This window comes from Pseudoxanthomonas japonensis (assembly GCF_043632995.1).
Lineage (GTDB): Bacteria > Pseudomonadota > Gammaproteobacteria > Xanthomonadales > Xanthomonadaceae > Pseudoxanthomonas_A > Pseudoxanthomonas_A japonensis.
This window is the reverse complement of record NZ_CP171632.1, coordinates 498,026-512,768: the sequence shown is the minus strand read 5'-3', so window position 1 is coordinate 512,768 and position 14,743 is coordinate 498,026. Positions and strand designations below refer to the sequence as shown.

The 14,743-nt window shown below is 62.4% G+C and carries 6 protein-coding genes; 4 read left to right on the top strand and 2 right to left on the bottom strand.

Annotation, left to right across the window (positions count from 1 at the left end):
• Nucleotides 1–216: 216 nt before the first annotated feature.
• From ACGHX3_RS02230 to ACGHX3_RS02215, 4 genes are all read left to right on the top strand, one after another.
• Nucleotides 217–891 (top strand): DUF5677 domain-containing protein, encoded by a 675-nt coding sequence (locus tag ACGHX3_RS02230; protein ID WP_394696245.1) that lies wholly within the window; start codon nt 217–219, stop codon nt 889–891.
• Nucleotides 892–945: 54 nt separating this feature from the next.
• A complete protein-coding gene (locus ACGHX3_RS02225) occupies nt 946–1,518 on the top strand; it encodes an HNH endonuclease (protein ID WP_394696244.1) in 573 nt (190 codons plus the stop codon).
• 576 nt (nt 1,519–2,094) lie between these two features.
• Complete coding sequence (locus ACGHX3_RS02220; protein WP_394696243.1) at nt 2,095–2,853, top strand: hypothetical protein; 759 nt, start codon at nt 2,095–2,097, stop codon at nt 2,851–2,853.
• Between the two features lie 1,378 nt (nt 2,854–4,231).
• Nucleotides 4,232–4,684, top strand: a complete 453-nt coding sequence (locus ACGHX3_RS02215; protein WP_394696242.1) for a fasciclin domain-containing protein — start codon at nt 4,232–4,234, stop codon at nt 4,682–4,684.
• A 991-nt stretch (nt 4,685–5,675) separates the two neighbouring features.
• Here ACGHX3_RS02215 and ACGHX3_RS02210 read toward each other — a convergent pair.
• The gene (locus tag ACGHX3_RS02210) at nt 5,676–5,936 is read right to left on the bottom strand and encodes a hypothetical protein (RefSeq protein ID WP_394696241.1); all 261 of its coding nucleotides are present in this window, start codon (nt 5,934–5,936) and stop codon (nt 5,676–5,678) included.
• Nucleotides 5,933–14,635, bottom strand: coding sequence for a GH36-type glycosyl hydrolase domain-containing protein (locus ACGHX3_RS02205; RefSeq protein ID WP_394696240.1), 8,703 nt, complete (start codon nt 14,633–14,635; stop codon nt 5,933–5,935). The genes ACGHX3_RS02210 and ACGHX3_RS02205 overlap by 4 nt, the downstream gene beginning before the upstream one ends.
• Between the last annotated feature and the right edge of the window lie 108 nt (nt 14,636–14,743).

Here is a 14,743-nt window from a genome sequence, read left to right as displayed (position 1 = left end):
CGCTGGGTCCGGCAATGTCGGCTTCCGACCCAAAGCGGACATCAGCGGGAGCGCTTGCTCTGCAACCTGCTGGGCCCGGCCGCGCACCGGCTTGTTAGCCGAACTATGCCGTCCTAAGATCTCGCCGCATCAAGGGGATAGCCCACCATACGGTACGCTGTGGATAAGTCGTGTAACCGGCCCCAGGGATCGGCGGCTATTAGGTAGTTTGGGTGCATGGAAAGTAACGTCGATACCCTAGTCAATGATCTTGTACTGCGGTCTGGCGCCATGGCGGCAGGCGCGGCTATGCATGCGAAAGATGCGCTTCACCCTGAAATAGATACGTTCGTCCGCCAATCCCTGGGGGCTGGCGCCGAGTTAATGAGATCTTGCGCCAGCCTTGCCAACGGTGCGAACGAACTTGCCGTTAGTGTTCTAGCGCGCTCCATAATTGAGTCTTCGCTGAAAACGCACTGGGCCACACTTTCGCCAGAGAACGCTAAGCATCTCCTAGCGCTATCTACTGAGCAGATGAAGGCTATCTTCGCCGTCAATGCAAAGGCGGGAATTGCGAAGATTGTTGATAAGGAAGGTAATGACTTTACTGCGGAGTTCCTGTCCAGCGGCGGTGCAGCACGCGGACAGAAGCCGATCTCTATAGAAGTCATGGCTCGTCAAGCTGGATTAATCGACTTATACAACGTCTTCTACCGATTTCAATCTATGCACACTCACGGCAACACTGTTTCTGTTGCCAGCACACAAACCAGCGCCTTGGCTTTGAACTGCGTAGGTGCATTTTCTGTTCTGCTCGGGCATCTTGGCGTGCGTTGGCTGGTACATCGCAGCCGACCCGACAATGACGAAATCCGTTCTCTTCTCGGGCTAAATGATAGCGTGCACCCATAACAATTCATGCAAGCCGAATCCGCTTCGCGGTTCGGCTCAATTCAGGCGTTGGCCATGACCACCATCACTGCCGCAGCTTTGAAAGCCGCAATCCGGCGATACGATGCCGGTCATCGTCCCTTTCGGTACACTCAGCCAAGGGCGTGGTATCTCATCACGCCGCGTGGTAGTGCGTATCCGCTCAAGTATATCTTCGCGTTGGCAATTGGCGTAAAGCCGAGCAAGTTCAACACCTCCGACGCCATCCGTGAAGTCCCAAAACATGGCTACGAGATCCGAAGGGAGCAAAAGTCCGCAGAGACCGACTTCAATCGTAGGGTCTTAGCCTCACTGCAAGACCCAAAGGCTCGTGCTGCACGCTTAGCCCGAGCTCCAAAGCTTCCAAAGCGAGCACTTCGGGAAGTAATCGTGTTTGATCGCAACCCGGACGTCGTAGCGGAAGTTCTCTATAAGGCAAAAGGACGGTGTGAAGTCTGCAAGCGCCCAGCTCCTTTTGCGAAGCGACTCGACGGCACGCCATATCTGGAGGTTCATCACAAAGTGCAGCTCGCGCATGGTGGCGAGGATACGGTTGCGAACGCACTTGCGTTGTGTCCCAACTGCCATCGTCGCGCCCATCACGGCTAACTATTCATTCGGGCCGAAGTTGCTTCGCAGCACGGCTTACTTCAAGCGTTAGGTGCTCATTGGCCGGTTTCGGAGATTTCGGCGATTTGCTAGCGGCAGTCGCACTTCTTGTAGCCGTCGTGTCTGCGGTTTACGCCCGTATCTCTGCGAAAGCTGCGCAAGCGTCGAACAAGATTGGGTTACACCAACCCCACAAGGAAATCTACGACGGCCTGCTTGCCTTCAGAGCGCTCTTCGTGAGAATGGATGTACATCCAACTGAAGAAGAGATCGATACTTTTTACATAGAATAGGTGGCCCCTCCGCCATCTACCTTCCACCCGACGTGGCGCAGCGAATCTATCAACTCCACAAGCGCGCTTGGCGCCTCTACACCATGATCGAGGTCGCAGAAGGTGGCGATGAGCCCCAAATGTCCAAGTGGGATTACATCAACCCTGTTCAGGAGCTTGGAAGGACAGAGCTCGAGGAGGTCATAAGGGCAGTGACGGACCACATTCATGTCGGTCGCACCTAAGACACTACTAAAGCCGAACCCGCTTCTCAGCGCGGCCCAACTCAGATGGTAGGTTCCCCATGAAAGATCCTTATGACTCTCTTGTACCGATATTTCGTGCGGAGAGAGTTCCCCCACGAGTTCATCAGCATGGCACAGGGGTCTACTTCAAGCTGAACGGTGATGTATACCTTTTAACCGCAGCGCATGTCATCGACCGGTCAGAGCCCGGACAACTTCTGGTTCCCGGTCCGGATGGCCTTGTTCCAATAACGGGCAGTATGTATGCCTCATTCATTGGAGATGAGGATCGAGAAGAGGACAGCGCAGACTTCGCTCTGTTCAAGCTAGGCGCGGGATGTAAGAAGGCTTTGAATCATCACTTCAGCCCGTTTCCGCAGACTAGAACAGAACTGCTTACAACAAGCTTGGAGTTGGGATGCTGCTCAGTTTCCGGGTACCCGGTAAGCAAGGGTACAAACAGAGGCGGAGAACTCTCTTCCGAAATCTATAGCTTTCGTGGCGTGGCTGCGGGAGCCGAAACCTACGACAAGCTCGACTTAGATCCTTCCGCCAATATTGTTTTGCACTATGACCGGTCTCGCGCCGTTTATCCGGGCACTCTTCAGCCTTTCCCAGGGCCGGCACTAAATGGCGTTAGCGGTGGTGCCATTTTTAGCTGGCCGAAAGAACATGCACTAAGCGACGATTGGTCGATTCCTTCTCTCGTCGGAATATTCCATACGTACTACAAAGATAAAGGGCTCGCCGTCGGCTCATTGCTGATGCCATACATCGCAACAATCGGGCTTATGCAAATGAAGGAGGGAAAAGCCTAACAGCTAGTTCAAGCAAACGCCGCTTCGCTGCGCGACTTAACGAAGGCGTTGGTCGATGTACGCTCCTGGCCGATAACGGACATCCGCGAGATGGGACTGGCACAGCAGATAAGGGATCACCGCGAACCCAGTCAACGTGTGCCCACACCAGAATGAGACCAATGAAGTCCTCAAGCAGCCGCCGCTACCGTCCGAAGGTCTATGCGGCCGTTGAGATCAATGTAAAGAGATAGCCATCAGAATCCAGCATCGCGCGTAGCTTCTGCCCCGCTGTAATCCGATTGAAGTCATATCCTGCCCACAGGCCGTAACTGGTGCGAATCGCGTAACCGACATTGTTCTGCGTCCTGCGGCTGACGCCAACGTCTGGCGAGTCGCAAGCCGTAGCCCATATCGACCTCAGTGCGAGCGGGCCAATTGACTGGCCAAGGCCAAGACGAAGAACGAAGACCTGCCTTCTCTCGTTCTGAGCCTTCGTTCGATAGACACGTAGCGGCATGAGTCCTGATCGCTCCTATGAAAACTAATGGAACATTCCAGGCCACAGAGAATGGTGTGTAGATGCATGCCACTGCTCTGCGCGGGAAAGGGCCTCTGGTTTCGTCAGGTCGGCCTTGGCGAAGAAGAACCAGCAGACGTCCCCGCCATGATTTCTCTGCTCGTGAACGAGGCGAAATGAATTCAATCGGGAATCCATCTCCGGATCGAGGCGCCCTTCAATGCACTCAACGCTCTGCAACGAAATAACCAACGAGATGCTATCCATGACTGCGATGTTGTGTGCCCGAGGTCACGAGCGCCAAGCCGCGTCGCGTGCTCGGTCCTATACGACGAGGCGCAGGCGTTCTCCGAGACCAGAAGAACGCTTCCTCTTCGGTAGACTGGTCGCGTGGCCGCGCGATGCGTTGAGCAAAATTAGACTGGGCTACTACGAAAGAGGGTTCGATCACGTCATCAAGGGCGGGCCATCCCTCATTCTCGGCACACTGCAACGCGCAATCCCTCAACGCATGAGTGATGTTCTGGAAAGGGGATTCGGTCGATACGACACGATGTCGTTTGATAGTCATGGCAGCTCCGGCACATTGTGCGAACCGGCACACTGCGGGCGCGAAAGCAAACCAAGCATCGGAATTCCGCGTTGCATGACGCTACCACGTTTCTTGCGCGGCAGCACTTTTATATTCCTGGCAGCGTCACACCAGACTAACAACCAAAGGCGCAGGGTGCGGGGGTTGCGGTGCAATACCGTATCGGCTGCTCAGCCGCGCTCCACCCCTCCTACTCTCCGCATTGAGCTCGCGCCTGGCATCTCGCCCAGCCACGGCTTTGGCCGTCCGCTTGACCCTGATACGGGTCTACTTCGTAGGAAATTCCAATGGAAATGCAACAGAAAGAAGGCCTCGCCCAGCAGAACCTCTTGGGTACGCTGAAGACCAACAAATCCTTCTCGACCTTCATCAATGCCGTCGACAAGGCAGACCTTACGGCCTCACTCGCAGGTGATGAACAGTACACGCTCTTCGCCCCCACCGACGAAGCGTTCTCTGGCCTGCCGGCAGGCGCGCTTGACCGGTTGCTCGAGCCTGCCAACAAGGATGAGTTGGCTTCGGTGATCAACTATCACCTGGTCAGTGGGCGCAAGACGACGACCGATGTCGGGAAATGGAAGTCGGCGCGCACGGTGCACAGCCAGACTGCACCGATCAAGGTCGCTGAAGGCAAGCTCAGCATCGGTGCCGCGCGCGTCACGCTTCCGGACATCCTTGCCAAGAATGGCGTGATCCACGGTATCGACAAGGTCAACCTTCCGGAATCCAAACCCAACTGAGGTGCGGATGCAGAGGACTGCTCGCGACGGGAAGAAATTCCCGCCGCATCGCTACCCTCGGAGGCTGAACGGTCTATGGGCCCACCCATCAAACCCCACGTATCAGCCTCAATCGGCGTCGGCACGGACCGAGCCAAGGCCGCTGCTGCCCTAATGAACAAGATCGCCTATCAGCTGAGACCCGCAAGCAAGACGACCATGGCGCCCTGTGCACGATGCTGCAGGCCAAGTCCAGGCGGCCAGCCTTGTGCAAAGTGTCTGACAGACGAGTTGGGCACCCTCATCAACAACTTTGGTGCGGCGTCGCGCTGGCTCGAATCGACCAAACAAGCAAGCCAGGACGAAGGTACGGTACTCCGCTATGCGGGACTCGCAGAAGCGAACTGATTGCCTCGAGTCCTTGTGCAGAGTCCTGTACGGTTTCCAGTCATTCGGAAATGTTTCTGCGTTATACAGGGCAGTGGGCTCTGCTGCGACGTCGCTGCCACTCATCGGAGCATCTCCTGATCCCCGGAATGCCGGGTAGCACGAGGCTGCGCTAACCGATGAGACTTTATGCAGAATCACGCCGGTGTACTGCTCCCGATTTGGGAGCACTCCCGGTGGGCGACAGTCATCGTACTAACCGGAGGTGATGGCGATGCGAACAGTTTCCGAGCTCAGTACTATTCTAAGTGAGAGCATGGCAAGGCTTCGCGACGGCCAAGTGGGGTGTGACGCTCGCGGGTTCGTTCGAACGTTGCGTACCCAACTGCTGCTTGAAGCGCCCGAAGGTGCGCGACTTGCCATCTTCGCGCGCCTCGCTGCAATGGAAATAGTGCTGAACCAGAGAGAGGCAGCATTGCCAAATTCTGCAACGAGCGTCATTGGGTAAAGCTGATCATGATGTCGCACGATCATCCGTTCGCGGACAGATGGCTTCGGGGTGAAGCCACATGCGCGTCTTCGTGAACCCTGCGCTTCCAACCCAAGGCGGAAATGGAAGTCCTGTCTACATAGGCTGGCAGCCAGCCGGATCCGCGTCGGTGTTGATGGCGGCTACTGGTAGCCCGCATGCATGTGTCTTGAGCATGAAATCCAGGCGTCCCTGTACGTACTGCATATCTTCATCAGCAGCCTGATCGAGAATCTCTTTCGCGAGCGCATTGAACTGAGGCCAGAACTGGGCTTCATGTCGGAGATGCTGCAGCCAGGGCGGCATCATGGCCGCCAGTCGATCCAGTTCCGCATCGAGCTGCGCACGAGGTTTCATATCGGAGCGCGGGACCAGCTCGCTTCCACCCGATGCACGTTGCCGTCGTCCACGAGCGCGAAACGCAATCCTGCCTGTTCCACGCCATCCAGTTGCAGCGTGGTAGCGCCGGCATCCTGTTGCCTGACGGAGATGACGTAGAGGCTGGATCCGAAGCGGTAGCGCAGTTCGTATTCCGTCCATTCGCGTGGCAGGCAGGGATGCAGTACCAGCTCGCCCCCGATGCGCTGCAAGCCCAGCAACGACTCGGTCAGCAGGCGATACATCCAGCCGGCGGAGCCGGTATACCAGGTCCAGCCGCCACGGCCGACGTGCGGTGCCACGCCATAGACATCGGCCGCGAGCACGTACGGCTCCACCTTGTAGAGCGCGGTGGCACCCGGATCCTGCGCGTGATTGATCGGGTTTATCATGCGTGCCAGCTCCCACGCCCGTTCCGTGTCGCCTTGATGCGCGAACGCGATCGCGGCCCACACCGCGGCATGCGTGTACTGGCCTCCGTTCTCGCGCACACCAGGAACGTAGCCGCGGATGTAGCCGGGATCTTTTGGGGTCTTGTCGAAGGGAGGGTCGAGCAACTGGATCAGCCCCGCCTCCCGCTTCACGAGATGGCGATCCAGTGACGCCATCGCCTGCCGAGCGCGCACCGGATCCGCGGCCCCGGACAACACCGACCAGCTCTGCGAGATGGAGTCGATTCGGCATTCATCGCTCTGGCTGGAACCCAGCGGCGTGCCGTCATCGAACCAGGCGCGCCGATACCATTGGCCATCCCAGGCATGGTCTTCCAGATTCCCCCGTAAGCGCTCGGCGTGCTCCGTGCATTCCTCGGCGAATGCCTCGTCGCCACGCATGCGCGCCACCCCGATGAAGCGCTGCAGCGTGTCGTAGAGGAAGAAGCCGAGCCACACGCTTTCGCCCCGGCCGGCCTCGCCCACGCGGTTCATGCCGTCGTTCCAGTCGCCGGTGCCGATCAGCGGCAGACCCCGTTCGCCGAGCAGGCTACAACCGCGGCGCAAGGCCAGTACGCAATGCTGGTAGAACGATTGCCGCAGATGCGAGGTCGCTGGCATGTCGTAGTAGGACTCTTCGTCGGCGTTGACCGGTCGGCCGTCGACGAAGCCGACCTGCTCGTCCAGCACGCTGGCGTCACCGGTCACCTGCACGTAGCGCGATGCCGCGAGTGGCAGCCACAGGTAGTCATCCGAGCAGCGCGTGCGTACCCCGCGCCCCTGGGGCGGATGCCACCAATGCAGCACGTCGCCTTGCGGGAACTGGTGGGCCGCGCACAGCAACAGGTGCGCACGGGTCAACGCCGGATCGGCGTGCAGCGTGGCCATGGTGTCCTGCAACTGGTCACGGAAGCCGAATGCCCCACCGGACTGGTAATAGCCGCTGCGCGCCACGTAGCGGCAAGCAAGGGTCTGGTACATCAGCCAGCCGTTCACCAACACATCGACGGCGGGCTCCGGTGTGCTGACCTGCACGGACGTCAGTAGCCCACGCCAGTGGATACGTACGATGTCCAGCGCATCGTGTGCCCGCTGCGTGCCTTGAACACGGCGGGCCAGATACAGGGCATCCTCGTAATCTTTGCCCATGCCAAGCCGGAACACCGTTTCGGACGCCTCGCCATCGAGCAGCGACATCGGCACCTGGATGGCGGCGCACGGATCGAGCCCGACGCCCAGGCGGCCGGACAATCCCTCGCGCTGGAGCGCCGCGGGATCGGCCATGCTGCCGTTACGGCCTAGGAACTCAGTGCGGTCGCTCGTGAAGCTGCAGCCGCTGGCATCGGTATCGAAGAACGCGACGCGGCCGCCGAACTCGGTGTTGTAGGGGTTGCGTGCCGTCAGTACGCCACTGGCCGAATCCTGCGCGGTGATTATGTGCATCTGCGATTTGACGCGCAGGTCACCCAACACCCACTCGACGTAACCGGTGGCAGAGAGACGGCGTGCGCGTCCGGACAGATTGCGAAGCTTCAGTACCGAGTACTTGACCGCATCCTCAACAGCCACATATACCCACAACTCGCTGGCGATACCGTCCTCGATGTGCTCGTACACGCTATAGCCGAAGCCATGACGCGTCCGGTACGCCCCGCGGCCACGACGCGGCAATGGCAGCGGCGACCACACATGACCCGTGTCCTCATCGCGTAGGTAGAACGCCTCGCCACCACTGTCGGCAACGGGGTCGTTGTGCCAGGGCGTGAGGCGGAACTCATGCGCATTCTCGAACCACGTGTATCCCGCCATGCTCTCGCTGACCACCGTGCCAAACCGGTCGTTGGCCAGTACGTTGGACCACGGCGCCGGTGTCGCCCCCCCTTCTCGGGTGATGATCACGTACTCACGGCCATCGGCGGCGAATGCGCCGGTGCCGTTGTCGTGAACGAAGGTGCTGGCCACGGCCTCGAACGGCCAGGGGTCGTTCTCTTCGTCTATGTCCGCCGACGGTGGCAGCCCGGTCGATGCCTCCAGTGCGGGAAGCTCGACATGATCCTCCTGGGGACCTTCGGTCAACAGGGGCGGCATGATCCGTCCGGCAGGCTCGCGACGACCGATCTGTGCAGCCAGCGAACCCTGCTGATCGCTGATGATGACGCGCGCTACGGACTGCAGCAGGATGCGGTCTTCCTGCGACATCTGCTGACCCGGCCGCACGAAGATGCCGCCCGGACGGTCCAGCACGTTCGCCTCGGGATCGGCGGAGATCATGCCCAGGATCAGGTCCTGCAGCTGCTGCCGGTAGCCGGCCTGGCTCTCGTTCCAGATCACCAGGTCCGCACGCAGTCCTTTGAGGCGCCAATAGGCGTGCGCCTGCACCATCTGCCGCACCAGTTCGATGTTGTCGGCATCCGAGATCTGCAGCAGCGCGATGGGTAGGTCGCCCGAGATGGCGTGACCCCAGAGCCCGGACTGGCCACGCTGGTTCTGCAGCAGGATGTCGGCGTCTGCGCGCAGCAGCGGGTGGGCATAGACGATCAGCCCGGCCAACCTTTCGTAGAGCTGTGCATCGGCCTGCGATGCATTGATCTGGCGGCGGACGACCTGGCTGTGCGTCCAAGCCAAGTCGAAGACGCGGTCGGCGAGCCGGCGATCGCGGTACTTGTCGATCAGTCCGGCGCAGGCTTCGCGGTCCACGCCTACGCCATGGACCATGTCGATCATCGCCGTCTGGCCGGGCGCCAGCTCGATACGGCAACGGATGGCCGCGATCGGGTCCAGTACGGAGCCTTCGCTGTCGGACAGCGCGTCCTGCTCCGCCAATGCCGCCGGCGTGCGCGGCGTGTTGCCCCGACCGAGGAAGCGCGCGCGATCGGTTTCGTACGAGATCGCACCGATATCCGCGTCATGCACCGCCACCAGGTGGAACATCCAAGGCGGTATCTCGTCGTGCGCGCGCGGTCGGCGCGTGCACAACAGCGCCTGTTTCTCGCGCAGGATCTCCGACTGCACGAACAGATTGCTGAACGCCGGATGCAGTTCGTCCGCGATGGCCGGCGCCAGCACCACCTCGGTATAGGTGGTGATCTCGATGGTGCGTGTCCGCCGGCTCCGGTTGCTCAGGCGCAGGCGGCGCAGTTCGATGTCGTCTTCGGCGGAGATGGCGATCTCCAGGTGGCTCTCGTAGCCGCGTTTGCGGCCCCGGAACTCGACCTTGGCATCGGAAAAGATCGCCTCGTACTGCTCCACGGGCGCGCATGCCGGCTGCAGCGACGTGGACCAGAATTCTCCGCTCTCCACATCCCGCAGGTAGCAGAAGTTGCCCCAGTGGTCGCGCGTGCCGTCTTCGCGCCAGCGCGTGACCGCCATGTCGCGGTGGCGGCTGTATCCGCCGCCGGCGCTGGTGACCAGGCCGTGGTAGCGCCCGTTGGAGAGCAGTTGCACCGCCGGGCGCGACATGCTCGGGTTGCGGAAGATGCGCAACTGGGTCTCGGCTTCGGTAGGCGCGGCGCGTGTGCCCAGCGTCTCGGCCTCGTGCGGATGGAACACGCCGGTATGCGGGATGCGCTCCTGAAGCAGCAGCAGGGTCGCCTGGAATTCGGCATCGGCCACGAAGCGCCGCTGCATGGGCTGCTGTCGCAGCAGATGGAGGAGCGAGAGAAACCCCATGCCCTGGTGATGCGCCATGAAGGAGCGCACCACCACGTAATCCTGGCCGGGTGGAACGCGCGCAGGCGTGTAGTCGATCGCCTCGTACAACCCGAAGTGCCCACCGAAGCCGAGGGCGGCCAGTCGCTGCAGGTTCTGGCAGGCCGCTTCCGGCGCCACCATCAGCGCCATCATTGTGGCGTAAGGCGCGATGACGAGATCCTGGCCCAGCCCGCGCTTCAGGCCCAGTCCCGGTACGCCGAAGGCGCGGTACTGGTAGTTCATGCGCGCGTCGACGGTGTTGTAGCCCGATTCGGAGATGCCCCATGGCACGTCATGGCGCTCACCATGCTGGATCTGGGCTTCCACCGCATGCCGGGAGGTCTGGTCCAGCAGCGTGTCCGGATAGTTGGGCATGACCAGCTGCGGCATCAGGTACTCGAACATCGAGCCGCTCCACGACAGCAGCGTCGCGTCGCCGTTGACCTCGGTCAGCAGGCGACCCAGCGCGAACCAGCTCTCCTGCGGCAACTGTCCCTGCGCGATCGCCACGAAGCTGCACAGGCGAGCCTCCGAGGCCAACAGGTCGTAGAGCCCGTTGTCCAGGCGGTGCTCGTCCACGTTGTAGCCGATCACCAGCAGGTGGCGCGCGCGGTCGTAGAGGAACTCGTACTCCATCAGCGAGAACTGGCCGGCGATGTGCGCCAGGCGCTCGAGTTGATGGATCCGTTCGCGCGCGCGCCGGGTCGCAAGCGCACCGGCAGGACCGTCCTGCAGCTCGCGCAGGGTGGGCAGGCGATCGCCGGCCCATGCGTCGGCATCGGGTAGCAGGAACTGCAGCTCCGCATGCGCCGACCGGCAGCCTTCGACGAGGGAGGTCGGCCAATGATGCGGGTGGATCCGGTCGGGATCGATGGCCGGCCAAGCCGCGACGATGCCCTCCGCATGCACCACCAGGCGCGCCAGCATGCGTTCGGCATCGGTGACGGTCGATGGCGGTTCCCGTTGGGCCTGCATCAGCACGGTGCGGAATTCGATCACCGCCAACGACAACGCGTCGTCAGCGGACGGCGTGTCCGCGACGGCGTCTTCCAGCACGGCCAGGGTGTCGGCCAGTCCGTTGAACGTGGCGGGCACCAGGACGGGGGCATCCGCCATGGCCAGCAGGCCCTGTCGCAAGGTCAGCAGATGTCCGGCGAGGTTGCCGCTGTCGACCGTGGAAATGTAGGCCGGCGGCAGCGGCTGCAAGGTTTCGGTGTCGTACCAGTTGTAGAAGTGCCCGCGATGGCGGGGCAGCATCTCCAGCGTGTCGAACGCGAGGCGGGTGCGCTCCATCACGCCGCCCGCCTGCAGGTAGCCGAAATCGTAGGCCGCCAAGTTGGCCAGGAGCGACAAGCCGATGTTGGTCGGCGAGGTGCGTCTCGCCACCACCAGCGCCGGATGCTCCTGCACGTTGTCGGGTGGCAGCCAGTGATCCTCTGCGCGCACGTACGTTTCGAAGAAGGCCCATGTCCGGCGCGAGAGCTTGCCCAGGAATGCCAACTGCGGCGCGGACAGCTTGTTGGTCCGTCGGGCCGGGGGGCGGCCAAGCCACGCCATCAGCACCGGCGACAGCAGCCAGAGCAGCAGCAAGGGCGTGGCCACCCACAGTGCGGCCGGCTGCTTCATCACCAGAAGTGCGGCGATGGCGGCCGAGATCAGCGGTGCGGGCGCCATGCTGTAGAGCTCCGCGCTCACGCCGCTGCCGAGACTGCGTTCGACTTCGCTGGACGGGTTCCACTGCAGCAGGTGCCGTCGTGTGACCACGAGGCGCCAGAGCGTACGCACGATCGCGCCCAGGCTGAAAAAAGCCTCGTACGGCAGGCAAGCCACATTGACGACCGCACGCCAGAATTGCCTCAGACAGGATTTCCCAACCTGCACCAGATGGGTTTCCAGCGGCATGTCCACCGGCAGGGCGACCACATCCCGCAGCGCCGGAAGCAGCACGGGCAGGGCCCACAGGCTCAGCAGCCACGCGGTCCAGGCGAGCGGCTCCGGCGAAAACAACCAGCCCAGCACCAGCAGGGCGAAGGTGGCCGTCGGCACCAGGCTGCGACGCAGGTTGTCGAGCAGCTTGCCGCGCGAGAGCCAGGACAATGGATTGCGCTCGAGCCCGCCACCGCGGCGCGGCACCCACGGCAACAACCACGGCAACAGCTGCCAGTCGCCGCGGATCCACCGGTAGCGCCGCTTCACGTCAGCCGCGTAGCGCGACGGATAGTCTTCGAACAGGCGCACGTCGCTGACCAGGCCGGCACGTGTGTAGCACCCCTCCAGCAGGTCGTGGCTGAGGATACGGTTGTCGGGAAAGCGGTCGGCGAGCGCATGCTCGAACGCATCCACATCGTAGATGCCCTTGCCGACGAAGGATCCTTCGCCGAACAGGTCCTGGTAGACGTCCGACACCGTGCGTGTGTACGGATCGATGCCAGGCTCGCTGCCGAACATGCGCGCATAGCGCGAACTCGGCCGCCCGCTGAGACTGGTGCCTACGCTGGGCTGGAGGATGCCGTAGCCGCGGACCACGCGCCGCCGCCGCGGGTCGAATACGGCCTGGTTGAGCGGGTGCGCCAGCGTGCCGGCGAACTCGCGCGCGGCGTCGCGCGGCAATTTGGTGTCCGTGTCCAGCGTGATCACGTAGCGCACCTGCGCCAGCACGCCGATGTTGCCGGTCACCTGCAGGAAGTCTTCGCCCGGCCCGCCACGCAGCAGCCGGTTCAATGCCGCCAGCTTGCCGCGTTTGCGTTCGTAGCCCATCCAGCGCCGTTCGCGCGGATTCCACAACCGCGGGCGATGGAAGAGGAAGAACAGGTCGCCGCCGCCTTCGTCGGCCCGTTCCGGCGCGTAACGGCGATTGAGCTGCTCGACCCGGTGGACGGCATGGGCCAGCAGCGCGGCATCGCCCGGCAGTGATGCGCCGTCCGCATCCAGGAAATCGGTGAGCAGGGCGAAGTGCAGGTGGCGGTCGCGGTTGGCCAGGAAGCGTACTTCCAGTGCTTCGACCAGACTGTCCACCCCCTCCACGCTGCCGAGCATGCTGGGGACTACCACCAGCGTGCGTGCCGTGGCCGGGATGCCCTTGGAGAAATCCATCCGGGGCAGGGGGCGGGGCGGCACCAGCAGGGTTGCCATCCAATTCACGAGCGCTATGCCCAGTTCGCTGAAGGCGAGGAGCGCGAGCGTTGCCAGCAGCCACGTCGGCACCGCATGCGCTGCTGACCCCGCCGTCAGCAGGCCGTGGGTGAACAGGCCGATGATGGTGGCGATCGGGAGCAGATAGACCGCCAGCGGAATCCGGCGCGGGCGCAAGCGGACCCGCCGCGCACCTGGCAATGAGGCCGTCACCGCCGCTTGCGTCTGGCTGACGCCATCGTCCACCAGATAGAAGCCGACGTGTGCCCGGTGATGGCCCGGCGCTGTCGTAGCGGCGGCCTGCGCCAACTGCAGCGCGATCTCCGCCACCGCGTCCTCACCGACATTCGCGAGCCGGGCGATCTTTTCCACCACGTGCCGGTAGCTGTCGCGGGTACTGAAATCCATCAGCGCGTACGTACGCGCCGGGTCCGCCCGGAGCGTGTGCTCGACCACGCTCATGTCTTCGACGAATTCCCGCCAGTCCATGTTGGCCAGGAAGCGCAGGCTGCCGATGCTGTTGCTGATCGATACCTGGTCCGCGGCCTGCTGCTGGCTCTCCAGATGCACCAGTTCCTCGATACGCAGGCCGCCGTCTGCCGCCCATTGCTCCAGCCAGGTGATCGGCATGGAGAACACGCCGCCACGTCCCTGCAGTCCCCGCGTCAGCTCGGAAACGAATGCGCCGCTCAGCGGTGGATCCGAACGCGCCATGTCGGCGACGACCAGAACCACGTCCTTGGGATTCTCCGCTGCCGTCCGGTTGAGTCGGGCAGCCCACTCGCTGGCCAGGCGGTGATCGTCGCCGTCGCGCATTACGCGCACGGCCATGCGACGCAGATTGTCGATCAGCGCCAGTCGCAGCATGATCGGGATCGCCCACAGCTCGCCCAGCTTCAGCGGCGTGATGGACTGGTAGGAAGCGAAGAAGCGGCGCAGCGTTTCCGCGTCGATGCGGCCATCGCCGTGCGCGATGGCTTCCAGCGACAGGTCGTACACGCGTGGCAGGCCGCTGGACGGACCCTGGCTCAGCGAGGGGAGTTGCCGGCTGTAGCCTGTCGGAAGATGCCGCCGCGCAGTGACGATCTGTTCTTCCACCAGATAATAGTTGTCCAGCAACCATTCGCCGGCCGGCGTGATACGCATGTCGTCCTGCACCATCCGCGTCAGCAGCGCGCAGACATCGTCCAGAAGGCCCTCGTTCTCGGTCAGTCTATTCAGCAGGCGCTCCGGCCCTGCATGCGCGCGCAACCGGTGCGCGCGCGCCAGCGCATGGCCATGCAGTTCCATCTGCTCGACGTTGAAGAGCTGCGCCCGCAATGGCGATTCCGCGCGCAGCGGCTTCTGGGTCGCGGCGCGGCGCCAGCGCCACAGGCGCCGGCGCAGGCGTAACCAACGGCTGAAGACTCTCCAGACCTGGGGCATCGGAAATCCTGTGGGGCGGCTGACCGACGTGGATCCCATCCTTGCACGCATATCAGCAGGTGGATGTGAAGGGCGCGGCCAAGCCAGTCCTTCAACTGAGCGCGGCTG

Bases quoted from the DNA above. Each gene is read 5' to 3' on its own strand.
- ACGHX3_RS02225 (WP_394696244.1), top strand. From the start codon at position 946: ATGACCACCATCACTGCCGCAGCTTTGAAAGCCGCAATCCGGCGATAC.
- ACGHX3_RS02215 (WP_394696242.1), top strand. From the start codon at position 4,232: ATGGAAATGCAACAGAAAGAAGGCCTCGCCCAGCAGAACCTCTTGGGT.
- ACGHX3_RS02205 (WP_394696240.1), bottom strand. From the start codon at position 14,635: ATGCCCCAGGTCTGGAGAGTCTTCAGCCGTTGGTTACGCCTGCGCCGG.
- ACGHX3_RS02210 (WP_394696241.1), bottom strand. From the start codon at position 5,936: ATGAAACCTCGTGCGCAGCTCGATGCGGAACTGGATCGACTGGCGGCC.
- ACGHX3_RS02220 (WP_394696243.1), top strand. From the start codon at position 2,095: ATGAAAGATCCTTATGACTCTCTTGTACCGATATTTCGTGCGGAGAGA.
- ACGHX3_RS02230 (WP_394696245.1), top strand. From the start codon at position 217: ATGGAAAGTAACGTCGATACCCTAGTCAATGATCTTGTACTGCGGTCT.